Source organism: Micromonospora sp. NPDC007230, from assembly GCF_042869115.1.
Classification (GTDB): domain Bacteria; phylum Actinomycetota; class Actinomycetes; order Mycobacteriales; family Micromonosporaceae; genus Micromonospora.
This window is the reverse complement of record NZ_JBIAFE010000025.1, coordinates 54,229-76,853: the sequence shown is the minus strand read 5'-3', so window position 1 is coordinate 76,853 and position 22,625 is coordinate 54,229. Positions and strand designations below refer to the sequence as shown.

The following is a 22,625-nucleotide window of genomic DNA, read 5'->3' as shown; positions in this document are numbered from 1 at the left end:
GGGCTCCTGCATAACCGGGTCCTGGGGAGGCTCCGGATCTTTAGTTGTAGTGGAAAATATCTCCGGGTGGCATGGGCCGGGGGTACGTGCCGGCCCGCCGCAGGCGTGACGAACCCCTCAGCCGTTCAGTTGACCGGCTCGCCGGACCCCCTCGCGTACCCCTACGCGAAGCGGGTTGAATGGGGCGATGCAGAACCTGTTGCCTGAGCCACCGGCCACCCTCCTGCCCGTGCACGAGGAGGCCGACGCCGCGCTGGCCGCCGCCGCCGAGCAGGACACCGACGAGGCGTACCAGGACGTCGCGGCCCGCTTCCCGGCCCACAGCGCGGCCTGGGCGGCACTGGCCGCCCGGGCGCTCGCCGCGGGCCAGGTCGTCCCGGCGTACGCCTACGCGCGTACCGGCTACCACCGCGGGCTGGACCAGCTGCGCCGTGCCGGCTGGAAGGGGCACGGCCCGGTGCCCTGGTCGCACAAGCCCAACCGGGGCTTCCTCCGCTGCCTCTACGTGCTCTCCCGGGCCGCCGGCGAGATCGGCGAGGCCGACGAGGCGGCCCGCTGCGCCCAGTTCCTCCGCGACTGCGACCCGGCCGCCGCGGACGCCCTCGCCAGCCACTGAACCGCGTCGACGGCCGGTCCGACCATCGGGTCGGGCCGGCCGTCGCGCCTGGTCACAGTCCTTCCGCCACGGCGGCGGCGATCTTCAGCCAGGCGTCCCGGGTGGCCGAGGAGAGCTGCCCGTACCGGATCGGCTCGCCGGTGTCGATGAGCCGCTCGTACGGCGCGAGCAGCACCGCCCGGGTCCGGGCGGCGAAGTGCCCCTGGATGGCCGGCAGGTCGATCTCCTTGCGCGACGGCGGCATCGACACCACCGTCACCGCCTGCCGGACCAGCCGCTGCCGGCCGCTCTGCTCCAGGTGGTCGAGCATCCGCGCGGCGGTCTCCGCCGAGTCGTTCCGCGCCGACATGGTGACCACGAGTTGGTCGGTGGCGTCCATCGCGGCCTGCCAGTTCTGCGCCCGGACGTTGTTCCCGGTGTCCACAAAGATCAGCTTGTAGAAGCGGCTGACCACCTCGCGGATCTCGGCGAACGCCGCCGCCGTGAGCATCTCGCCGCCGGTCGCCGACTCGTCCGAGGCGAGCACGTCGAACATCCCCTCGCCCTGCGAGCGGACGTACTGCGACAGGTCGCCGACCCGGCCGTGCGCGCCCTGGAACTGGGCCAGGTCGCGCAGCATGTCCCGCACCGTACGCGAGTGGAAGTCCTGCTGGGCCCGCATCCCGAGGGTCCCCTGGGTCTCGTTGTTGTCCCAGGCCAGCACGTATCCGCCGCGTTTCTGGCCGAAGGTCATGGCGAGCAGCAGGATGGCCACCGTCTTGCCGGCGCCGCCCTTCGGGTTGACCACGGTCACCTGGCGCAGCCCGCCGAAGTTGCGGCGGACCATCTCGATGTCGCGCCGTACCTCCTGCTCGTGCTGCCCGGGTGGGAGCCGGACCAGGCCGAGCCGGTTCACCACCGCCCGGACGCCCATGGTGGCCACCGGATCGAGCGGCCGGGCCTGCCGGCGCCGGGCGAAGTCCTCGGCGGTCGGGGGCGCCCCGCCCTCCGGCGTCCAGGCCGGCTCCGGGTACGCGGCGGGCGCCGGCTGCTGCGGCGGGCCGGGCTGCTGCGGCGGGGTGCCCTGCTGGGGCCAGGCGGACGGGTACCAGTCCGGTGTCGGGGTGGGCGGCACCCCGCCCGCCGCGGGTGGCGGCGGGTACGCCGACCCGTCCGGCTGCCCGTACCCGCCCGGCCCCGGCGGATAGCCCGTGCCGTTCCCGTACGCGGACTGCGGGAGTGGCACGCCCGGGGAGGGCGGGAACGGCCCGAGCCGGGGCGACGGCGGAGCCTCCGGCTGCCCGTCTGCGGGTGGTCCGCCGGCTGGCGGCCCGGCGCTCGGTGCGCCGGCGCTGGGCGCCTCCGGAAGGGGCTGCGCGGCGCTCGATGGGGCGGCGGTGGGGGTGGCCGGGATGGGCGGTCCGACGGTGGGTGTGCCGGCGACCTCCGGTCCAGGGGCGGGCGCGGCGGCGGTCGACGGTCCGGCCGCGGCGGGCGTGGCAGGGGCTGCCAACGGCGGCGGCACGGCGTCCGGACCTGGCGCGTCGGTGGCTGGCTCGGCCGGCCCGGTGGTCGACCGCTGCGGCGGCTGGGCCCAGGGCGAATCCGTCCGACTGCCGGCCGGGAGGTCGTCGGCCTGCCCGGACCCGTTCGAGGACCGGTCCGGGGCGCCGGATCCGCCGCCGGCCCCCGACCCGGCCGATGCTGACCCGGCCGGCCCGGCCGCCGGGGTGTCGGCCGACGGGCCATCGGCGCCCGGGGACCTGCCCGGGGCGACCGCCGGTTGGTCGAGGGTGAACGGGAGGTCCAGGTCGACCGGAGGCCGCGCCGGGCGGGGCGCGGGTGGCCCGTTGCCGGCGTCGCCCGCCCGCGTCACGTCGTCCGTCGCCGCGCCGGTGGCCGTGGCGTCCCGGGCCGGCCCCGTGGGCGCGCCGCCCACCGGCACGCCGGGCGCCGGTGCGGCGGCGTCCGGAGGCACGGCGGGCCAGGCGGGCGCGCCTGGTTGGCTGGGCGCCGCCCAGGGCGGAACGGCGGTGGTCGGGTCGGTCTGCTCCGGCGGCCAGAGCGGTTCGATGTCCCGCTCCGGCACCTGCGGATGGCCCGGTACGTGGGCCCGGTCGGCGTTCTCGTGCACCACGGTTCCTCCCCCTTCCTCCCGCCGAGGATAGGCCGTCCGGTCAGCCGGGGGGCCGCACGAGATCGACGGAGGTCAGGACGTCCAGACCGCCCAGGCGCCCGGCTCGGTCCACCAGGACCGCTTCCGGTTCAGCTCGCCCTCGACGCCGTCGTCGAGGAAGGGCACCTTCTCGTCGCGAGGCACGACCGCCACCGCCCGGCCCCGGGCCCGGCGCACCTCGAGGCGTACCCGCCTGCGGCCCAACCTGGAGCGAGTGACCACCGGAACGGCCACCGCCACCTCGACCCGGCCGTCGGTCGGGTCCGGGTCGGCCAGCAGCGTCACATCGTCGAGGCGCGCGTACCCGGCGGCGTTGCCGATCGCGCAGGCCATGATCGCTTCCTCGCCGTCGGAGAGGATCGCGTCGTCGACCTCGACCCGGCCGCGCCAGTGCAGCGGCCGGCCCGCGTCGTCGGCCGCGCCGAGCAGCGCGCCGTCCAGGGTCACCGAGCCGCCGTCGTTGCGCAGCAGGTCGAGCCGGCGGGCGGTGCCGTCCAGCACCGCGGCGGCCACCGCCGCCGGGTCGCGCGGCAACCCGAGCTGCGCGGCCAGGTCACGCGCCGCCCCGGTGCGGGCCGGATCGAGCGGGAGTACGCCGACCGGCGGCAGGTCCGGGACCGTCCGGTTGCCGGGCAGGTCGGCCGGACGGCGGCTCGGCGGCGGAGCGTACCGCCGGACCAGCCGGCGCAGCACGGCGCGCAACTGCCCGTCACTGGCCGTGGCGACCACCAGGCGGGTCTTGCCGTCCGGATCGGGCCAGGTGAGGCCGTCCGCCCGCGGCGGTCCGTCGAGCCGGGCCAGCACCTGGTCGATGTCGGCGTCCGAACGGGCGGTGACCGTCTCCACCCGGGCACCCCGGGCGGTCAGCGCGTCCGCGCAGGCCAGCACCGGTACGCGCGGGGTCTCGCAGCGCTCCTCGGGCGTCGCGCCGCCGGCTTCGTCGGCGCCACCGCAGCAGGCCCCGCCGCTGCCGCAGCCGCCGCCGGGCGCGTCCCGCTCCGAGCCGAGGCTGAGCAGCACCACGTCGTACACGAAGGAGCCTCCTGCTTCTCGACGAACCCCTGCCGGTCCCGCCGTTACCTCTTGTTAGCCTGACACCCCGGGCTCGCTGACCGGTCGCCACCTGGCACCCGAGCCTTCTGGAGGCGGAGAAGATGCCAGCGATCGTGCTCCTCGGTGCCCAGTGGGGCGACGAGGGCAAGGGCAAGGTTACCGACCTGCTGGGTGGGCGGGTCGACTACGTGGTGCGCTACTCCGGCGGCAACAACGCCGGGCACACGGTGATCACCCCGGACGGCCAGAAGTACGCGCTGCACCTCATGCCGTCCGGCGCGCTCTCGCCGAGCGCGATGATCGTGATCGGCAACGGCGTGGTGGTCGACCCGAAGGTGCTGCTGGAGGAGATCGACGGTCTCGCCGAGCGGGGTGTGGACGTCTCCCGGCTGCGCATCTCCGGCGACGCGCACCTGATCATGCCGCACCACCGGGCGCTGGACCGGGTGGTCGAGCGTTACCTCGGCTCGTCCCGGATCGGCACCACCGGCCGCGGCATCGGCCCCGCGTACGGGGACAAGGTCGCCCGGATGGGCATCCGGCTCCAGGACCTGCTCGACCCCGGCATCCTGCGCAAGAAGCTGGAGCTGGCGCTCCGCGAGAAGAACCAGGTGCTGTTCAAGGTCTACAACCGCAAGGCGATCGACGTCGACGCGACGATCGAGGAGTACCTCGGGTACGCCGAGCGGCTCAAGCCGTACATCGCCGAGACCCGGGCGATGCTCTGGGACGCGCTGGACCGGGGCGAGACGGTCCTGCTGGAGGGTGCCCAGGCCACCATGCTCGACATGGACCACGGCACGTACCCCTTCGTGACCTCGTCGAACCCGACGGCCGGTGGGGCGTGCGTGGGTGCGGGCATCCCGCCCACCGCGATCACCAAGGTCATCGCGGTCAGCAAGGCGTACACCACCCGGGTGGGCGCGGGACCGTTCCCGACCGAGCTCTTCGACGACAACGGCCGGCACCTTGTCAAGATCGGCCACGAGTACGGCACCACCACCGGCCGGGAGCGCCGGGCCGGCTGGTTCGACGCGGTCGTGGCCCGGTACGCGTGCCGCCTCAACGGGGTCACCGATCTGGTCGTCACCAAGCTGGACGTGCTCACCGGCCTGCCCAAGGTGCCGATCTGCGTCGGCTACCAGATCAACGGCGAGCGGGTCGACGACATGCCGATGACGCAGACCGACTTCCACCACGCGACGCCGATCTATGAAGAGCTCGACGGCTGGTGGGAGGACATCACCAAGGCCCGCACCGAGGACGAACTCCCCGAGAACGCGCGCCGCTACATCGCGCGCATCGAGGAGCTAACCGGCACCCGGGTCAGCGTCGTCGGGGTAGGCCCCGGCCGCGACGAAAACGTCCTCCGCCACCCGCTCCTCTAACCCACCCCACCCCCACCCCCCGGATCGCTTTGTTGATCATGAGGTTGACCGCGGAGTTGATCTCGGTAGATGCCGCTAACCTCATGATCAACGGGGTGGGGAGGTGGAGTCAGTAGGATGCGGGGTTGTGCGGGTTTTGCTTGTGGGTGGTGGGGGGCGGGAGCACGCGCTCGCGCTCGGGTTGGCCGGTGATCCGTCCGTCACGGCGCTGATCGCGGCGCCGGGGAATCCTGGGATCGCGGCGGTGGCCGAGCTGCGGGAGGCTGCTCCGACCGATCCGGCGGCGGTGGCGGCGCTCGCCGTCGAGGTGGGTGCCGACCTGGTGGTGATCGGGCCGGAGGCGCCGCTGGTGGCCGGCGTCGCCGACGCGGTACGCGCCAAGGGCATCGCCGTGTTCGGGCCGTCGGCGGAGGCGGCCCGGCTGGAGGGTTCCAAGACGTTCGCCAAGGACGTGATGACCGCCGCCAAGGTGCCGACCGCGCGGGCGTACACCTGCACGGAGCAGGAGAGCACCGGCAGGGCGCTGGACGAGTTCGGGCCGCCGTACGTGGTGAAGAACGACGGGCTGGCCGCCGGCAAGGGCGTCGTGGTGACCAGCGACCGGGCGGTCGCCGAAGAGCACGCACAGGACTGCGGCCGGGTGGTGGTCGAGGAGTATCTGGCCGGCCCCGAGGTCTCCCTCTTCGTCGTCACCGACGGGGAGGCGGCCCTGCCGCTGCTGCCCGCGCAGGACTTCAAGCGGGTCGGCGACGGCGACACCGGCCCGAACACCGGCGGCATGGGCGCGTACGCGCCGCTGGCCTGGGCGCCGCCCGGCCTGGTGGATGAGGTGATGCGCGACGTCGTGCACCCGACGCTGGCCGAGATGCGGCGCCGGGGCACCCCGTTCGCGGGCCTGCTCTACGTGGGCCTGGCGATCACCGCCGCCGGCCCCCGCGTGATCGAGTTCAACGCCCGCTTCGGCGACCCGGAGACCCAGGTCGTCCTCGCCCTGCTGGAGACGCCGCTCGCCGGGCTGCTGCACGCCGCCGCCACCGGCACGCTGGCCGCGCACCCGCCGCTGCGCTGGCGGGACGGCGCGGCGGTCACCGTCGTGGTGGCAGCCGAGGGATACCCGGCGGCGCCGCGTACCGGCGACGTGATCACCGGCGCGGACCGCCCCGGGGTCATCCACGCCGGCACCCGCCGGGACGCCGACGGCACGCTGCGCTCCGCCGGGGGCCGGGTCGTCTGCGGTACGGCCACCGGCTCGGACCTGGCCGCCGCGCGGGATGCCGCCTACGCCCTGGTACGGGACATCGAGCTGGCCGGCTCGCACCACCGCACCGACATCGCCGCCGCGGCGGTGGCCGGCCAGGTGACCGTCCCCGCCTGACCGGGCGACCCGCAGAGCGGCCGATCTATCCCGCGGCGGGCTCGGACGCCCGGGCCTCGGCTGAGGCTCGGGCGCGGCCGACGATCCGGTCGAGCAGGTTGGCGGTGGCCCGTTCGATCCGCTCGTCGCGGTGCCCGGGGCGGTTCAGCGCCATGGTCCAGCAGAGCGTGCCGGCGGCGAAGACGAGACCGCCCTGCGGCGTCTCGTACAGGTGCGTGTTCTGCACCCGCCTCCCGCCCTCCCGGGTCCGGTACGGCGACCGGCTCAGCACGGTGGCGGTGACGGCGGCCGGGCGGGGTGTCCTGGGGTTGAGGCCGTCGGCCTCGCCGCCGACCACCCCGGGGATCCGGTCGCCGTCGGCCACCCCCGTGCCGGCCCAGAACCAGTGGCTCGCCGAGTTGACCACCAGCGGTTGCGGCGCGCCGACGATGCCGTTGTATTGCACGCCGATCAACGCCTGTTCGGGCTGGCGGATGCTGCGCCACCGGAGAGTGGGGCCGGCGCCGTCCTGACCCGGGTCGGGCATGGTCTTGGCGCAGGCGACCACGCGCTCGGCACGCCCGTCGGCGGCTGGCCGGACCCGGATGTGCCAGTAGACGCTGTTGGCGCCGAGGAAGGCCAGGCTCCGGCCGGCCGCGACCGCCCGTTCCGCGGCCCGCCGCATCTCCACCGACCAGTACTCGTCGTGCCCGGCGAACACGATGCCCTGGTGCCGGGTCGGGTCGAGCCGACCGGAGTGCAGGTCGAAGTTGGTCGCGTAGCTGACGTCGTACCGGTTGCGTTCCAGCCACTGGACGACGTCGTGGTCCCGGCTGAGGTGGATCGGGATGCCCTCGTTGGAGTACGGCCGGTCGAACGAGACCTCCCGGGCCCGGACCAGGGGGTCCCGCCGGCCGGCCGTGTAGCCGTTGTAGAGGCTCTTGCCGATCAACCGGTCCGTCGGCCACTGGTTGTACGCCTGCCAGGTGGTCACCGGCAGCACCACGCAGAGCGGGGCGACGCGCCGGTCGTCGCGGACCACGAACGGCGTGCAGGCGCGCCAGCCCGCGGCCGAGGTGAACACCGCCTGGTAGAGGCCGGAGGTCCAGTGGTCGGGGATCCGCAGGGTCCAGGACACCGGCCAGCGGCACGCGATGGTGCCGGTCGCCGGGTCGGCCGCCGGGACGGGTTGCGGCACCCCGGCCAGCTCGGGGCTGGTCAGCATGGTGCGGGCGCCGGCGCCGTCGTACCAGCCGAGCCGGTGGACGGTGATCCGGAACGGGCCGGCCGGGTTGACGGCGACGTGGAAGTCGACGGTCTGCCCGGGGGCGACGCTGGTCGCCGAGGCGTACCCCTGGATCTGGCGCTGCCGGTCGTCGGCGGCGCGGGTGCCGTCCTGCGGCCACCAGGGTTCCCCGGCCGCGTGGTTCTCCACCTCGACCGGCGGGGGCTGGCGGCGGACGAGGGTGCCGGCGCGGCGCCGGCCGAGGACGGGTTCGGTGGCGCCGAGTGCGGTGGCGGAGGCGCCGCCGAGGAGGAGGCCGAGTGCCCAGCGTCGGCGGAGTCGGACCATGGAGGCAGCTCCCGGACGAGTGAACGGACCTGCCGGGGACCGCCGGCGGAGGGAACGTACCATCCTGCCCTCGCAGGGCAGTAGGTCCCTTTTGGCCCCTTGACTCAGCCGTAGTAGCGGCGTAGCTCGCGGGCGAGCACCTTGCCGGTGGCGTTGCGCGGCACGTACTTCACGAAGACCACGTCCCGGGGCACCGAGTAGCGGGCCAGGTAGTGCCGCACGTACTCGCGGACCGCCTCCGGGTCGAGGGTCTCGCCGGGGTGCAGGGCCAGGAACGCGGCGAGCCGCTGGCCGTACTCGGCGTCCGGTACGCCGATCACCGCGACCTCGCGGACCTGCGGCAGCCGGGCGATCAGGTCCTCGACCTCGGCGGGGAAGACGTTCTCGCCCCCGGAGACGATCATGTCGTCGGCCCGCCCGTCGACGAAGAGCAGGCCGTCGTCGAGCCGGCCCAGGTCGCCGGTGTCCAGCAGGCCGTCGCGGCGCTCCCGGCTGGCCCCCGAGGTGTAGCCCTCGAAGAGCATCTCGTTGCCCACGAAGATCCGCCCGACCTGCCCCTCCCCGACCGGCTCGCCGGCGTCGTCGAGGATCGCCAGCCGGGTGCCGTGCGGCGGGCGGCCGGCACTGTTGGGCGCCGCACGCAGGTCGGCCGGGCCGGCGATGGACGCCCAGGAGACCTCGGTCGAGCCGTAGAGGTTGTGCAGGACATCGCCGTAGCGGTCCATGAACGCGGTGGCCAGCCCGCCGGGGAGTGCGGAGCCGCTGACCGCGACCACCTTCAGCGGCGGCCGGGGGTCCGGCGCCGGCACCTCCATCAGCCGCTGCAGCATCACCGGTACGGCGAACAGCGCGTCGCAGGACTGCGCCACCAGGGCGGCCAGCGTGGCAGCCGGGTCGAAGCGGCGGTGCAGCACGATGGTGGCGCGCATGGCGAACGCCACCTGGAGGGCGGCGTACCCCCAGGTGTGGAAGAGCGGCGCGGCGATCATCACGGTGTCCCGGGCGTGCAGCGGGATCCGGTCGATGATGGAGACCAGCGGGCCGAAGCCGTTCGGCGTGGGCCGGCGGGCGCCCTTGGGTGCGCCGGTGGTGCCGGAGGTGAGGACGATGGTCCGCCCGTCCCGCTCCGGCGGCTGGAGCTGCTCCCCGGGCAGGGCCCCGGCGATCAGTTCGTCCCGGGCGCGCTCGTCGACCCGGTGCACGTCGGCGGGGAGGCCGAGGATGCGCTCGGCGAACTCGGCGTCGTGCACCAGCACCCGCAGCGCCTGCTCCTCCGCCACCGTGGCGAGCTGTGCCGCGGAGAGTCCGGTGTTCACCAGTACGGCGTCCGCGCCGAGCAGCATCGCCGCGACGACCGCCTCGACCAGCCCGTGGTGGTTGCGGCAGAGCACGCCGATCCGGTCGCCGGCCCGTACGCCGAACCCGGTCCGCATCGACCGGGCCAGCCGTTCCGTCCGGTCCAGCAGCTCCTGGTATGTCAGCGTGGCGCCGTGCTCGTCGACGATCGCGGTGCGCCCGGGGTCGCGGGCGGCGGCCTGGCGCAGCTCACCGGCGAGGCTCCAGCCCCATTTCCGCAGCGCGCCGAGTTGGGCGGCGACCCGGATCGGCCGGCCCGGGTTGAGCAGCCCGCGTCGGGTCAGCGTGGCGACGACGAACGGCAGGTCCACGCGGCAACCCTCCTCTCGATCAGGTACCCGTGGCGGCGCGGCACCCAGCCGGGGTGATCACCGCCGGAGCGCCGGGGCCGCCTGCGTCGGAGACCGGCGGCCCGACCCGCGACGGCGTGCCGCTCGGCACAGCGGTCGGTCGTCGCGTGCCGGATCGGGTCCGCCGGCGATCAGCGGAGCTGCATCCCGGAGATGGCCCGGGAGATGACCAGGCGCTGGATCTCGGAGGTTCCTTCGAAGATGGTGTAGATCTTGGCGTCCCGGTACCACCGCTCCACCGGGTGGTCACGCAGGAAGCCGGCCCCGCCGAGGAGTTGGACCGCCTTCTCGGTGACCGAGACGGCCACCTCGCCGGCCTTGAGCTTGGACATCGAGCCCTCGCCCGCGGTGAACGGCCGGTTGTTGCGGCCCATCCAGGAGGCCCGCCACACCAGCAGCCGCGCCGCGTCGATCTCCATCTTCATGTCGGCGAGCGCGAACGCGACCGCCTGGTTCTCGATGATCGGGCGGCCGAACTGGACCCGGTTCTTGGCGTAGTCGAGGGCGTACTCGTATGCGGCGCGGGCCACGCCGAGCGCCTGCGCGCCGACCGTGGGGCGGGACAGTTCGAAGGTGCGCATCGCCGCCTGGCCGGAGGCGCGCTGCCCGGCGCGGGCTCGGGCCAACCGCTCGTCGAGCGCCTCCTTGCCGCCGAGCAGGCAGCGCCCCGGCACCCGGACGTCGTCGAGGAAGACGTCGGCGGTGTGGGACGCGCGCAGCCCGAGCTTGCGCAGCTTGCGGGTGGCGTTGAGCCCCGGCGTGCCCGGCGGTACGACGAATGCGGCCTGCCCCCGCGAGCCCAGCTCGGGGTCGACCGAGGCGGTGACCACGTGCACCCCGGCGATCCCGCCGTTGGTGGCGTACGCCTTCTGCCCGCTCAGCACCCACTCGTCGGTGGCCTCCTGGTAGACGGCGCGGGTACGCATCGACCCGACGTCGGAGCCGGCCTCCGGCTCGGTGGTGCAGAACGCGGCGACCGCGGGCTGGTCGACGTCACCGAAGCACTGCGGCACCCATTCGACGAGCTGGTCGGGTGTGCCCGCGCCGTAGATGGCGGCGACGGCCAGCGAGGTGCCGAAGATGCCCAGCCCGATGCCGGCGTCGCCCCAGAACAGCTCCTCGCTGGCGATCGGCAGGGAGAGCCCGGTGGGGTCGGCCCAGCAGGTGGCGAGGAACTCGAAGCCGTACAGGCCGACCTTCGCCGCCTCTTGGATGATCGGCCAGGGCGTCTCCTCGCGGGCGTCCCACTCGGCCGCGGCCGGGCGCACGACCTCGGCCGCGAAGCCGTGCACCCAGTCGCGGAGGTCCCGCTGTTCCTCGTTCAGGTCGAGCGAGAACTCCACCACTTCAGGCCTTCGGGATGTCGAACAGGTTGGCGATGTTGGCGGCGAGGCCCAGGTCGCCCTTGGCCTTCAGCTTGCCGGTCATGAACATCATGACCGGGTTGCCACCACCGGAGACGATCTTCAGGAACTCGACCGGGCCCATGGTGAGGCTGAGCTTCGGGTCCCGCTGCGGGGTGTCGGAGACAACGCATGTGCCGTTCTCGATGACGATCTCGTAGGTGTCGGTGCCGCCGTCGGGACGGCCGGTGACGTTCCAGTGGATGACCGCGTTGGTGGAGCCGGCGCGGTCGGCCCGGAACAGGGTCGGCATCCGCTCGAAGACCGCGCTGAGGATCTTGCCGCGCAGGTCGCCGGACATGACCTCGGCGACCTTGTCGTCAGGGGTGGACTTGACCAGCTGCGCGAACTCCTTCGGGCCGACGTTCGCGAAGTTGGCCGGGTCGAAGTCAGTCATGGGGGTTTGCACCTTCCGGAGCGGGCCGACTTTGGTTACTCAGCCGTAACCCTACGCACGAGTAGGTATGCTCGCAAGAGTGTCCAGCCCGACCTTCAAGCGCCTGCCCCGAGCCGTACGCGAACAGCAGATGCTCGACGCGGCGGTCAAGGTGTTCTCACGCAGGGGTTTTCACGCGGCCAGCATGGACGAGATCGCCGAAGACGCCGGCATTTCCAAGCCGATGGTCTACGCGTATCTCGGCACGAAGGAAGAACTCTTCGTCGCCTGCCTGCACCGGGAGGGCACCAGGTTGATGGAGGCCATCGCCGGGGCCGCCGCCCCCGACCTGCCCGCCGACGAACGGCTCTGGCGCGGGCTGCGTGCCTTCTTCGGCTTCGTCGGCGCGCACCGCGACGGCTGGGCGGTGCTCTACCGGCAGGCCCGCGGCGAGCGGCCGTTCGCCGCCGAGGTGGCCACCATGCGCGGCCGGCTGGTCGAGGTGGTCGCCGGCATGCTCGACCACGCGCTGCGCGCGAACGGGCGCGAGGTGCGCGGCACCGACCTGGAGGTGGTCGCGTACGCCCTGGTCGGGGCGAGCGAGTCGCTGGCCGACTGGCTCGCCGACCACCCGGAGGCGGACCCGGAGAAGACCGCCACCCGGATGATGAACGTCGCCTGGCTCGGCGCCGACCGCCTCCTGCGCGGCGTCACCTGGCACCCGCCGGCCGACTGACCGGCGCGTCGGCGGGCACTCGCCCGCGGCCACGTACCCAGCGCACTGTCTCCACGACCAGGGTCACGGTCAGTGCGATCCCCAGCCCGAGCAGCAGGCCGCGTACGGGATCCCGCTCGAAGGCGAGCCCGCCCAGGTAGCCGACGAGTGCCGAGTAGACGCCCCAGGAGGCGGCGGCCAGCGCGTCGAAGGCGAGGAACCGCCGCCGGGAGAACCGGGTCGCCCCCATGGTGAGGGTGACGGCGGTGCGTCCACCGGGGATGTAACGGGCCACGATCAGGAGCAGGCCGCCGCGAACCGCTATGGCGCGCCGGGCCCACTCCAGCGCTGCCCGCCGGCGACCCCGCCTACGACGGTGGGGCGCGTCGGATGCGGTGTCGCGGCCCGGCACGGTCGCCAGCAACCGCCCACCGGCGTGGCGGCCGATGGCGTACGAGATGTGGTCCCCGACGAGCGCGCCGCAGCCGGCCACCACGATCACCAGCGGCAGGTCGGGCTGACCGGTCGCGGCGAAGACCCCGGCGGTGATCACCGCGGTTTCACTCGGCACCGCCGGGAAGAAGCCGTCGACCACCGCGATCGCGAAGAGCGCCAGGTAGACCCAGGGTGAGGACATCGTCTGGTGGAGCAGATCGAGCACCGAATCCATGGCTCCGATGCTGGTCGCGCCGCCCGTGCGGGCCATCTGCCGTCGGTCGGCCGGCGGGGGTCACTTTCGTCGCGTCATACCCCGAGGCGTTCTCAGGGTCGGCACCCAGCCCTCCCCGGAACTGCCCCCCGCGGAACTCCACCACAGCCCGCCGCCCGCCTAGGCTTGCGGGGTGACCTCCCGCGCCGCCCTGCTCCGTCGGGCCGAGCGGTACGCGCCGCTCCTGCTCGCCGTGCTGGTGGCTGCCGGCACCTGGGCGTCGGCGGCCGGGGCGCTTGGCCTCCGCTCGCCGCTGCCCCAGGTGCTCACTCTCGGCATCGCGCTGGCCTCGGGCGCCGCCGTCCTCGGGTCCCGCCGGTGGCCGCTGGTCACCATGGCGGCCGTCGGCTGGCTCCTGCTGGCCGCGTGGCCGGCCGCGGTCGTCGCCTCCTGGTGGGCCGGCGTGCGCCTGCGCGGTCGCCGGCTCGCCGGCTACCTGCTCGGCGCCGCGCTCGTCCTCTTGGCGGGGGCGGTGATCGGCGCGGCGTTTGGCGGGGAACGCCGGTTGACCACCGGCACCCCGGCGAACGCGCTGGCGCTCTTCGCCTGGCTGGTGATCTTCCCGCTGGTCGCCGGGCTGTGGATCCAGGCGCGGCGGGACACCCTGGCCGCCCTGCGGGACCGCGCCGAGCGGCTGGAACGCGAGCAGGAGGCGCGGGCCGATCGGGCCAGGGCCGAGGAGCGGGCCCGGATCGCCCGGGAGATGCACGACGTGGTGGCGCACCGGGTCTCACTGATGGTGGTGCACGCCGGCGCGCTGGAGGTGACCGCGGCCGAGCCCGCCACGATCGAGGCGGCCGCCCTGATCCGGTCCACCGGCCGTTCGGCGTTGGCCGACCTGCGGGAGGTGCTCGGCGTGCTGCGTCAGCCGCCGCCGGCCGCTGACGGCGCGCCGCTCAGCGTAACCTCCACGCCCCCGCCCGCCGGTCTGGACGCGATCGACGAATTGGTCGGGGAGTCGCGTGAGGCCGGCCTCCAGGTACATCGCCAGGACGAGGGGACGCCGCGGCCGGTGCCGGGTGCCGTCGCGCGGACCGCGTACCGGGTGGTGCAGGAAGGGCTGACCAACGCCCGCAAGCATGCCCCGAATGCCGAGGTCACTGTCCGCCTGTGCCACCTGCCCGACGGGGTCGAGGTCAGCGTCCGCAACGGCCCTTCGGCCCGGCGCGGTCCCGCCCTGCCCGGCGCGGGGCTCGGTCTGGTCGGGCTGCGGGAGCGGGTCGAACTGGTCGGCGGGCGGTTGGCGGCCGGCCCGGGGGCGGACGGAGGATTTGTGCTTCGGGCGCTCATCCCGACGGAGGTGGGGCCTTGATCCGTACCCTGATCGCTGACGACGAGCAACTGGTCCGTGCAGGCCTGCGGCTGATCCTCGAGGCGGCGCCGGGCATCGCGGTGGTCGGCGAGGCCGCCGACGGCGACGAGGCGCTGGCCGCAGCCATCCGGCTGCGACCCGACGTGGTGCTGCTGGACGTCCGCATGCCCGGCACCGACGGGCTGGCGGCTGCGCCGCGGATCGTCGCGAAGGGCCCCAAGGTCGTCATGCTGACCACCTTCGACCTCGACGAGTACGTGCACGAGGCGCTGCGTGCCGGGGCGGTCGGCTTTCTGCTGAAGGACACGCCGCCGGGGGAACTCGCCGCCGCCGTGCGGACCGTCGCCGCCGGCAACGCCATGCTCGCCCCGACGGTGACCCGGCGGCTGATCAGCTCCTTCGCCGAACGTGGCCCGGGCCGGCGGGAGGCCGCCCGGCAGCGGCTGGCCCGGCTGACCGACCGGGAGGTGGCGGTCGTCCGGGAGGTGGCTCGGGGAGACGCGAACGCCGACGTGGCCCGGCGACTCGGAATGAGCGAGGGCACCGTCAAGGCGTACGTCAGCCGGGCCCTGGCCAAGCTCGGGGTGAGCAACCGGGTGCAGCTCGCCATCCTGGTCCACGATGCCGATCTGCTGTGAGGCCGGGGCCGGCTCAGCGGCGGGTGGCGGCGCGGGACCGGGACCGGCGGCGGATCCAGCGGACGGCTTCGAACACTCCGGTGGCCACGAGCGACAGACCAACCCCGAGCAGCAGGCCCTGGATCGGGTTCTGCTTGAAGGTCAGCCCGCCGAAGTAGCCGAGCAGCCCGCAGTAGAGCGCCCAGGCGGCGCAGGCGAGCAGGTCGTACATCAGGAAACAGCGGAGCGGGTAGCGGACCGCGCCCATGGTCAGGGTGACCGCCGTCCGGCCGCCCGGGACGTAGCGGGCGGTGGTCAGGATGAGCCCGCCGCGCCGGTCGACCGCCCGGCGGGCCCACTCGGAACTCGCCCGCCGCCGGCTGTCGGCGGGCAGCCGGGCCAGCCGGTGCGCGCCGCCGCCGCGCCCGATGGCGTACGAGAGGTGGTCGCCGGCGAGCGCGCCGAGCGCGGCGGCCACGATCAGCGCGACCAGGGCGGGTTCCCCGTCCGCCGCGAAGACCGCGGCGGTGATCACCACCGTCTCGCCGGGCACCAGCGGGAAGAACGCGTCGATCGCGGTGACCACGAAGATCACCAGGTACGCCCACGGCGAGGTCGCCGTCTGGCGCAGCAGGTCGAGCACGTCCCCCATGCCCCCATGCTGGTGCCGCCGGACGGGCCGGCGGGCCGAGTCGCCGGATCACGCCCCGTGCCCGCTGCCCTGCCGGCCACGCACCCGCCGGTGAGAAGGGCCCTTCTGCACCGGTCACCTTGTCCGCCGCGGTCGGGCCGTCCGGTCGGGGTCAGCGGACGGTGCCCACCAGCTGCGGCCCGCCGGACCGCGCGTCGTGCAGGGCGAAATCCCAGGTCCCGCCGGTCGCGGTGGCGCTGAAGGACACCGTGGACGGCAGTGGCACCGGCAGCTTGAACGCCACGTCCACCGAGTACGCCTCCGGCAGCCGGCTCTCCAGCGCGGCCAGGCAGTGGGCCTTGCTCCACATGCCGTGCGCGATCGGGCGGGGGAAACCGAACAGGCGTGCCCCGAGCATCGAGGTGTGGATCGGGTTGTGGTCGCCGGAGACCCGGGCGTAGTCGGTACCCACCCGGGGGGTCACCCGCCAGTGCGCCGCGGCGGCCGGCAGGTCCGGGCGGTCACCCCGGTCGCGTCGCGGGCCGCCGCCCGCCTTCCGCTCCTTTCCGAGGTACGTCGAGACGCCCCGCCAGACTTCCGTGCCGTCGACCGAGCCGACCAGCACCACGTCGAGCTGCCGGCCCCGCTCGTGCGGGCGCAGGTTCTCGGCGTACGTGTGGAAGTCCAGGGTCTCGCCGGCCTCGATCGGCCGGTGCACGGTGATCCGGTTCGCCACGTGCACCACCCCGGTCAGCGGGATCGGGAACTCCGCCGCGGTCATCAGCCGCAGCGCCAGCGGGAAGCCCAGCACGTGCACGTACGTCGCCGGCAGCCGGTCGGTGAGCCGGAAGCCGCAGACCCGGTCGTAGTCGGCCAGGTGCGCCCGGTCCACGGTCACGCCGCCCACGCCGAGTTCCACCTCGGGCAGCTCCTGGCCGCGCCGGCCGCCCATCCCGGGCAGGGCGCCGAGCAGGGCCCGCCGGTAGAGGACGCCGGCCGCCGGCATCCGGGGCAGGTCGATGCGGACGCGCCCCGCGGTGCCGACGGTCGCCGGCGCGACGGCCGTCCCGGCGACGGCCGACAGGTCCCGGGTGACCTCGGCGGCCGCGCCGGAGAGGTCCTGCGTCTCGTCGGTGGACGGGCGCGGCTCGCCGGCCGTCCGCGCCGCGGCGGCCCGGGCCGCGGTGAGGTCCTGGGTCGGGCCCTCGATCAGCTCGTGTACCGACAGCTCCTCGACCGGCTCCTCCGGCCGCCGCTGCTTGCGCCGCGCCATCACGCCCCCAGCAGGCTCTGGCCGCAGACGCGGACCACGTTGCCGCTGACCGCGCCGGTCGCCGGCCACGAGAGCCAGCCGATCGTCTCGGCCACGTCCACCGGCAGTCCGCCCTGGGCCATGCTGTTCATCCGGCGGCCCGCTTCCCGGATCAGCAACGGGATCCGGGCGGTCAGCCGGGTCTCGATGAACCCGGGCGCGACCGCGTTGAGGCTGATGCCGCGCTCGCGCAGCACCGGGGCGAGCGAGTCGACCAGGCCGATCACGCCGGCCTTGCTGGTCGCGTAGTTGGTCTGCCCCCGGTTGCCCGCGATGCCGGCGATCGAGGAGACCGAGACGATTCGGCCGCCGGCCGGGATCAGGTCGCGCTCCAGCAGCAGGTCGTTGATCCGTTCCTGGCTGGACAGGTTCACGTCGATCACCGAGTCCCAGCGGTCGGCGTCCATCCGGCCGAGCGTCCGGTCCCGGGTGATGCCGGCGTTGTGCACCACCACGTCGACCCGGCCGTGCCGGCTCGCCAGGTGCTCGGCCAGCCGGGTCGGCGCGTCCGCCGCGGTCAGGTCGAGCTGCACCGCGCTGCCGCCGACCTCGTTGGCGACGGTGGCCAGCTCGTCCCCGGCGGCGGGAATGTCCAGCGCCACCACCCGGGCGCCGTCCCGGGCGAGCACCCGCGCCAGGGCCGCGCCGATGCCCCGGGCCGCCCCGGTGACCAGGACCACCTGGCCGTCCAGCGGCCGGTCCCAGTCGGCCGGCGGGGTGGCCGTGCCGGCGCCGACCCGGATCACCTGCCCGGAGACGTACGCGGACCGGCCCGACAGCAGGAAGCGCAGCGTGGACTCCAGGCTGACCGGGGTGCCGGCGTCGCCGTGCTTCGTGACGTACGCGAGCTGGGCGGTGATGCCCCGGCCGAACTCCTTGCCGATGCTGCGGGTCAGCCCCTCCAGGGCGCGCTGGGCGGTCGCCTCGCGGGGCGAGTCGCACTCGGCCGGCGGGGTGCCCAGCACGATCACCCGGCCGCAGGGAAGCAGGGCCCGGGCGTGCCGGTGGAAGAAGTCGTAGAGCTGGCGCAGCTCGGTCGAGTCGGTGAGACCGGTCGCGTCGTACACCAGGGCGGCGAAGCGCGAGGTGGCGTCGGTGGCGGCGGCCGGGTCGGGCAGTTCGACCCCGGCGGTGGCCAGGATCTTGCCGACCGGCTCGGCGAGCCGGCCACCGGTCGACGAGCCGAGCAGGACCGGCCCGGGAACGAGCGGGTCGCCCGGCGTGTGCCGGCGCAGTCGGGGCGGGTCGGGCAGCCCGATGCGCTTGACCAGCGTGCGGCCGGCCCCCGTTTGGACGAAGCTCGCGTAGCGGTCGCTCATGCCGGCCCTCCGCTTCGCCGAGTGCCGGCATGAGGCACCACCGCACCGCACTGATGATTCGCTCGCTGGCGCTCGCTCATGCCCGTAGCCTACTGGCGAGTAGGTTGGACGCAACCCCTGCCATGCCGGCGCCGGTCGTCCGCCCTGGAACCGGGCCAGCGGCCCAGGACTCGCGCCGTGGCCGCCGAGCGGCGTAGCCTACTGGCGAGTAGGGTACGGGCAACCGAATCGAGGAGGCCGATCATGCAGAGTGTCCGGCGGGTCGCGGTGATCGGCGGCAACCGCATCCCCTTCGCCCGGTCCAACTCGCGCTACGCGCACGCGTCCAACGCCGATCTGCTCGGCGCGGCGCTCGACGGCCTGGTCGCCCGCTTCGGCCTGGCCGGGCAGCGGGTCGGCGAGGTGGTCGCCGGCGCGGTGCTCAAGCACTCCCGGGACTTCAACCTCACCCGCGAGGTGGTGCTCGGCTCCCGGCTCGACCCGCACACCCCGGCGTACGACATCCAGCAGGCCTGCGGCACCGGACTCGAAGCCGCCATCCTGGTCGCCAACAAGATCGCCCTCGGGCAGCTCGAGGTCGGCATCGCCGGGGGTGTCGACACCACGTCGGACGCGCCGCTGGCCCTCAACGAGGACCTGCGCCGTACGCTGCTCGCGCTCAACTCCGCCCGGACCGTCGGCGAGCGGCTGAAGGTCGCCGCGAAGCTCCGCCCGCTCCAGCCGTTCAAACCGGAGATCCCGCGCAACGCGGAGCCGCGTACCGGGCTGTCCATGGGGGAGCACGCGGCGCGGACGGCGCTGCGGTGGAACATCGACCGGCAGGCCCAGGACGAGTTGGCGCTCCGCTCGCACCAGCGGCTCGCCGCCGCGTACGACAAGGGGTTCTTCGACGATCTGATGACCCCCTACCTCGGGCTCACCCGGGACCAGAACCTCCGCCCGGACACCAGCCTGGAGAAGCTCGGCTCGCTGAAGCCGGTCTTCGGCACGAAGGGCCCGGACGCCGAGCGGGCCACCATGACCGCCGGCAACTCCTCGCCGCTCACCGACGGCGCGTCGACGGTGCTACTGGCCTCCGAGGAGTGGGCGCGGGAGCACCACCTGCCGGTGCTGGCCTGGTTCTCCTGGTGCGAGACCGCCGCGGTCGACTTCGTGCACGGCGACGAGGGGCTGCTGATGGCCCCCGCGTACGCGGTGCCCCGGATGCTGGCCCGGGCCGGCCTCACCCTGCAGGATTTCGACTTCTACGAGATCCACGAGGCGTTCGCCTCGCAGGTGCTGGCCACCCTGGCCGCCTGGGAGTCGCCCGAGTTCGGCAAGGAGCGGCTGGGCCTGGACGCGCCGCTCGGGCCGATCGACCGGGACAAGCTCAACGTCAACGGCTCCTCACTGGCCGCCGGGCACCCGTTCGCGGCCACCGGCGGCCGGATCGTGGCCACCCTGGCCAAGCTCCTCGACCAGAAGGGGAGCGGCCGGGGACTGATCTCCATCTGCGCCGCCGGCGGGCAGGGCGTCACGGCGATCCTCGAACGCTGACCGCCCACCCGTACCGGCGCCCGCCAGGTCTGTTGCCTGGCGGGCGTCCGGCGGGTCGGGTCCGGTGCAGCCGCGGTAACGCAGCGGTTGTTCGCCCACGCGAACAGGCCACCTGCCCGTCGCCCAGGTCGAACCGCTCCCAGCCCCCGACCGTGGTGCGCTTGGCGATGATGGGACGCGGACGGGCGCCGGCGCGGTCAGCTGAGGATGAACCGCTGCTTGATACCGGGCGAGGGGCAATCCGCGATGAGCGGCCGCCCGCTCCGGTCCGCCGTGACGTACCGGTTGTTCGCCCCCGCCCTGAGACTCACCGTCAGGTCGGCATTGCGGACGAGGGTGAATCGTTCCCAGGAGCCGACGCTGGTGTGGTTGGCGATGAGGGGTTTGGCTCCGGCGTTGTCCGCGGTGACGAAACGGTTGTTCGCCCGGGCCAACAGGGCGACCTGCCCGTTGCCGAGGTCGACCAGGTCGAACCGTTCAGCGAGGCCCCGGCTGGTGCGGTTGGCGGTGAGGGGTTTTACGCCGGCGCTGTCCGCGGTGACGTACTGGTTGTTCGTACGGGCCTTCAGGGAACGATCGGCGCCGGTGACGGTGACCCGGTAGAACTTCTCCGTCGTGCCGATCGTGGTCTTGTCGGCGACCAGGTGGTAGGAGTCCGCCGAGGTGGCGCTCACGTAGCGGCCCCCGGCCACCGACTTGAGGCTGATGCTGCCGTCGGCGTTGCGCAGCAGGGTGAACCTCTGCGGATCCGTGACGCGGACGGTCGTCATGGTTACCGCCGCGCCGGCGTATCCGGCGGCGACGTACGTCCCGGTCGCCCGGGACAGGATGGCGACCTGACCGGAGCCGGCGTCCGCCAGGTCGAACTGCCCGGCCGCGGTCAGGCCGGCTTGGTACGACCGGAGCTGCGTCCCGACGGGAGGCGGAGCGACGTAGTTGAGGTTGTCGAGCGCCAGCAGGCCGACCGTGCCGGTCCAGCGGAGCACGCTGATCTGGTCCGTGCGGGTGCCCGACCGGCCGTCCGTCCCGGTGACCTTGGTGGAGACCGCGTATTCACCCGGCTTCGCATAGTGGTGCGAGGCGACCGGCGAGGTCTGCGTGATGGAGGTCCCGTCACCGAAGTCGAACCGGTAGGACTCGATCGGCGCGAAGCCGGGATCGGACGTGGTGGCGTCCACCTTCACCGTGGCTGCCGCCAGGTCCAAGGTGACGCTGGTACGGGCCAGCGGGCTCCGGATCGTCTCCAGCGCGCCACGGTCCGCGTAGGTCACCGGGCCGGCGCCGGTGTTCGGCACCGCTGGATCGTCCACGCGGGCCGTGCCGAGCCGGTCGGTGGCCGGGTAGCCGGGGGCCGCGGAGTTGGCCGAGTCGTAGGCCGCTCTCGGGTCGTAGGTTTCCAGATCGTGGGCGGCCCGGCCGGAGGCGGCGCGGAACGCCGACAGGCTCATCTGGACGCCGTTCCACGCGTAGATCCTCGGGGACGGCGAGGAGTAGTGGTCGGCGTTGTTGTAGTCGACCACCGTGTCCTTGACGGCGCCGTCGTGCACGCCGATCTCCACGCCCAACTCGACCGACGGTTCGCACCCGGTCTGCCCGAACGGGCCGTTCATGATCAGCAAGTTGTTCTGAACGGAAACCCCGCTGGACGCCCCGTCGACCCGGATGCCGTCGCGGCAGCGGTTCCGGACGGTGTTGTTCGTGATCGCCGTGCCGACGCCGCCGTGGTTGCGGATCCCGTGGCCGGCGCCGCCGGTGATGTGGTTGTTGACCACCAGCGTGCTGCTCGCACCGGCCTCGACGGTGATGGCCGCCCCGGTGAAGCCACCGATGACGTTGTTGCGGATCGCGTTGCCGATGCCGTCGACCCGGATGCCGACACTGTGGTCGGCCACGGAGTATGACGTGGCGCCGTTGATCGTCAGGGCCGTCAGGCTGACGCCGGTGGTCGCGGCGTCCAGGGTCACCCCCGCAGTCAGCTCCTGCCCAGCGATGTGGCTGCGGGTGACGGCCGACTGCGAAACACCGGCGAGCCGGACGGCGGGTGCGCTGGAGCCGTCGGCGACGCCGAAGCTGCCGCCCTCGACGATGATGCCGGAGGCGTTTCGCAGGTCGAGTGCCGGGAGGTCGGTCGCCCCGGTGGCCAGGAATCTCTGGATCTGGATGTCGTGCTGGCCGTCGATGGTGAAGCCGGCCGTCGAGCCGACCAGGTTGGCCCTGGAGGTCGGCGAGGGGCTACGGAAGACGATCGGCTGGTCCGGCGTGCCGGACCTGGTGATGGTGATGTGTTCCCGGTAGATGCCGTTACCGACGTCGACCGTCTGGCCGGCGCTGACCATCGCGGCGGCGGGCGCGATCGAGCAGAAGGGCTGCTCCAGGGTGCCCGGCCCGGTGTCGGAGCAGGCGGTGGAGAGCTGGCGGACGTAGAGCACGGCCGGATCGGCGGCCTGTGCCGGAGTGGCGGACAGCAGGGAGCCGCCGGTAACCGCGATCGCGGCGAGCCCGGCCATGGTGTGTCGGTGCATGCAGGCCCCGAGAGGAGAAACCGGCGCGAGCCGGAGCCAGTAGTGCGCGGGATTATCCACGGCCCCGGGGATAGCCCGCTGTCCCGGCCTCTCATAACGGACAGATGGCCTGGGTTGATCTACGCGCGGCCGGTGGCAGGCACGGCGGGCCCACCCGCCGTCACCGCCCACGCCGCACCAGCAGACGACGGGCGGCTCCCGGCGGATCGCCCTGGCGCGGTGAAGTAGCCGACCCGCCGTGGGGGGGGGGGGGGGGGGCCCCCCCCCCCCCCCGCGGGGGGGGGGGCCCCCCCCCCCCCCCCCCCCGGGCCGCCCCCCCCCCCCCGCT

General features: G+C 73.9%; 18 protein-coding genes. 7 read left to right on the top strand and 11 right to left on the bottom strand.

The window, feature by feature from the left end; all coding sequences use genetic code 11:
• Positions 1-187: 187 nt before the first annotated feature.
• Positions 188-616: a DUF3151 domain-containing protein gene (locus ACFYML_RS28820; RefSeq protein ID WP_387423609.1), complete on the top strand. Its 429-nt coding sequence runs from the start codon at positions 188-190 to the stop codon at positions 614-616.
• Between the two features lie 52 nt (positions 617-668).
• Here ACFYML_RS28820 and ACFYML_RS28815 read toward each other — a convergent pair whose 3' ends face one another.
• The gene (locus tag ACFYML_RS28815; protein ID WP_387423608.1) at positions 669-2,732 is read right to left on the bottom strand and encodes a chromosome partitioning protein; all 2,064 of its coding nucleotides are present in this window, start codon (positions 2,730-2,732) and stop codon (positions 669-671) included.
• Positions 2,733-2,804: 72 nt separating this feature from the next.
• The gene (locus tag ACFYML_RS28810) at positions 2,805-3,803 is read right to left on the bottom strand and encodes a hypothetical protein (protein ID WP_387423607.1); all 999 of its coding nucleotides are present in this window, start codon (positions 3,801-3,803) and stop codon (positions 2,805-2,807) included.
• 122 nt (positions 3,804-3,925) lie between these two features.
• On the opposite strand from ACFYML_RS28810, the gene ACFYML_RS28805 reads away from it, so the two are divergent.
• On the top strand, positions 3,926-5,212 hold the full coding sequence (locus ACFYML_RS28805) for an adenylosuccinate synthase (RefSeq protein ID WP_073835025.1): 1,287 nt from the start codon (positions 3,926-3,928) through the stop codon (positions 5,210-5,212).
• A 127-nt stretch (positions 5,213-5,339) separates the two neighbouring features.
• On the top strand, positions 5,340-6,587 hold the full coding sequence (purD, locus tag ACFYML_RS28800; RefSeq protein WP_387423605.1) for a phosphoribosylamine--glycine ligase: 1,248 nt from the start codon (positions 5,340-5,342) through the stop codon (positions 6,585-6,587).
• A 25-nt stretch (positions 6,588-6,612) separates the two neighbouring features.
• On the opposite strand, the gene ACFYML_RS28795 is transcribed toward purD, so the two are convergent.
• The 4 genes from ACFYML_RS28795 to ACFYML_RS28780 form a co-directional block, all read right to left on the bottom strand.
• Positions 6,613-8,139, bottom strand: coding sequence for a N,N-dimethylformamidase beta subunit family domain-containing protein (locus ACFYML_RS28795; RefSeq protein WP_387423604.1), 1,527 nt, complete (start codon positions 8,137-8,139; stop codon positions 6,613-6,615).
• A 104-nt stretch (positions 8,140-8,243) separates the two neighbouring features.
• The gene (locus ACFYML_RS28790; protein ID WP_387423603.1) at positions 8,244-9,806 is read right to left on the bottom strand and encodes an AMP-binding protein; all 1,563 of its coding nucleotides are present in this window, start codon (positions 9,804-9,806) and stop codon (positions 8,244-8,246) included.
• Between the two features lie 170 nt (positions 9,807-9,976).
• A complete protein-coding gene (locus ACFYML_RS28785; RefSeq protein WP_387423602.1) occupies positions 9,977-11,191 on the bottom strand; it encodes an acyl-CoA dehydrogenase family protein in 1,215 nt (404 codons plus the stop codon).
• 1 nt (position 11,192) lies between these two features.
• The gene (locus ACFYML_RS28780) at positions 11,193-11,645 is read right to left on the bottom strand and encodes an SCP2 sterol-binding domain-containing protein (RefSeq protein WP_387423601.1); all 453 of its coding nucleotides are present in this window, start codon (positions 11,643-11,645) and stop codon (positions 11,193-11,195) included.
• A gap of 67 nt (positions 11,646-11,712) precedes the next feature.
• On the opposite strand from ACFYML_RS28780, the gene ACFYML_RS28775 reads away from it, so the two are divergent.
• Positions 11,713-12,360 (top strand): TetR/AcrR family transcriptional regulator, encoded by a 648-nt coding sequence (locus ACFYML_RS28775; protein WP_387423600.1) that lies wholly within the window; start codon positions 11,713-11,715, stop codon positions 12,358-12,360.
• Here the strand turns inward: ACFYML_RS28775 and ACFYML_RS28770 are convergent.
• Positions 12,335-13,009, bottom strand: a complete 675-nt coding sequence (locus tag ACFYML_RS28770; protein ID WP_387423599.1) for a DedA family protein — start codon at positions 13,007-13,009, stop codon at positions 12,335-12,337. The two genes, ACFYML_RS28775 and ACFYML_RS28770, sit on opposite strands and share 26 nt — an antisense overlap.
• A gap of 172 nt (positions 13,010-13,181) precedes the next feature.
• On the opposite strand from ACFYML_RS28770, the gene ACFYML_RS28765 reads away from it, so the two are divergent.
• Positions 13,182-14,360 (top strand): sensor histidine kinase, encoded by a 1,179-nt coding sequence (locus tag ACFYML_RS28765; RefSeq protein WP_387423598.1) that lies wholly within the window; start codon positions 13,182-13,184, stop codon positions 14,358-14,360.
• Positions 14,318-14,998, top strand: a complete 681-nt coding sequence (locus ACFYML_RS28760; protein WP_387423657.1) for a response regulator — start codon at positions 14,318-14,320, stop codon at positions 14,996-14,998. The genes ACFYML_RS28765 and ACFYML_RS28760 overlap by 43 nt, the downstream gene beginning before the upstream one ends.
• Positions 14,999-15,011: 13 nt before the next feature.
• Here the strand turns inward: ACFYML_RS28760 and ACFYML_RS28755 are convergent, their stop codons facing one another.
• The 3 genes from ACFYML_RS28755 to ACFYML_RS28745 all read right to left on the bottom strand — a co-directional run bounded on the left by ACFYML_RS28755 (position 15,012) and on the right by ACFYML_RS28745 (position 18,239).
• Positions 15,012-15,629 (bottom strand): DedA family protein, encoded by a 618-nt coding sequence (locus ACFYML_RS28755; protein ID WP_387423597.1) that lies wholly within the window; start codon positions 15,627-15,629, stop codon positions 15,012-15,014.
• A gap of 151 nt (positions 15,630-15,780) precedes the next feature.
• Positions 15,781-16,881 (bottom strand): MaoC/PaaZ C-terminal domain-containing protein, encoded by a 1,101-nt coding sequence (locus ACFYML_RS28750; protein WP_387423596.1) that lies wholly within the window; start codon positions 16,879-16,881, stop codon positions 15,781-15,783.
• A complete protein-coding gene (locus ACFYML_RS28745; protein WP_387423595.1) occupies positions 16,881-18,239 on the bottom strand; it encodes a 3-oxoacyl-ACP reductase in 1,359 nt (452 codons plus the stop codon). Before ACFYML_RS28745 ends, ACFYML_RS28750 begins: the two co-directional genes overlap by 1 nt.
• 243 nt (positions 18,240-18,482) lie before the next feature.
• Here ACFYML_RS28745 and ACFYML_RS28740 point away from each other — a divergent pair, with 243 nt between their 5' ends.
• Entirely contained in the window at positions 18,483-19,775 is a 1,293-nt protein-coding gene (locus ACFYML_RS28740) for an acetyl-CoA C-acetyltransferase (protein ID WP_387423593.1), read from the top strand.
• A 197-nt stretch (positions 19,776-19,972) separates the two neighbouring features.
• Here the strand turns inward: ACFYML_RS28740 and ACFYML_RS28735 are convergent, their stop codons facing one another.
• Positions 19,973-22,357 carry a PKD domain-containing protein gene (locus ACFYML_RS28735; RefSeq protein ID WP_387423591.1) on the bottom strand — a complete coding sequence of 795 codons (2,385 nt, stop codon included), beginning with the start codon at positions 22,355-22,357 and terminating at the stop codon, positions 19,973-19,975.
• Between the last annotated feature and the right edge of the window lie 268 nt (positions 22,358-22,625).

Bases quoted from the DNA above. Each gene is read 5' to 3' on its own strand.
- ACFYML_RS28740 (WP_387423593.1), top strand. From the start codon at position 18,483: ATGCAGAGTGTCCGGCGGGTCGCGGTGATCGGCGGCAACCGCATCCCC.
- ACFYML_RS28775 (WP_387423600.1), top strand. From the start codon at position 11,713: ATGCTCGCAAGAGTGTCCAGCCCGACCTTCAAGCGCCTGCCCCGAGCC.
- ACFYML_RS28745 (WP_387423595.1), bottom strand. From the start codon at position 18,239: ATGAGCGACCGCTACGCGAGCTTCGTCCAAACGGGGGCCGGCCGCACG.
- ACFYML_RS28805 (WP_073835025.1), top strand. From the start codon at position 3,926: ATGCCAGCGATCGTGCTCCTCGGTGCCCAGTGGGGCGACGAGGGCAAG.
- ACFYML_RS28780 (WP_387423601.1), bottom strand. From the start codon at position 11,645: ATGACTGACTTCGACCCGGCCAACTTCGCGAACGTCGGCCCGAAGGAG.
- ACFYML_RS28755 (WP_387423597.1), bottom strand. From the start codon at position 15,629: ATGGGGGACGTGCTCGACCTGCTGCGCCAGACGGCGACCTCGCCGTGG.
- ACFYML_RS28750 (WP_387423596.1), bottom strand. From the start codon at position 16,881: ATGGCGCGGCGCAAGCAGCGGCGGCCGGAGGAGCCGGTCGAGGAGCTG.
- ACFYML_RS28795 (WP_387423604.1), bottom strand. From the start codon at position 8,139: ATGGTCCGACTCCGCCGACGCTGGGCACTCGGCCTCCTCCTCGGCGGC.
- ACFYML_RS28770 (WP_387423599.1), bottom strand. From the start codon at position 13,009: ATGGATTCGGTGCTCGATCTGCTCCACCAGACGATGTCCTCACCCTGG.
- ACFYML_RS28820 (WP_387423609.1), top strand. From the start codon at position 188: ATGCAGAACCTGTTGCCTGAGCCACCGGCCACCCTCCTGCCCGTGCAC.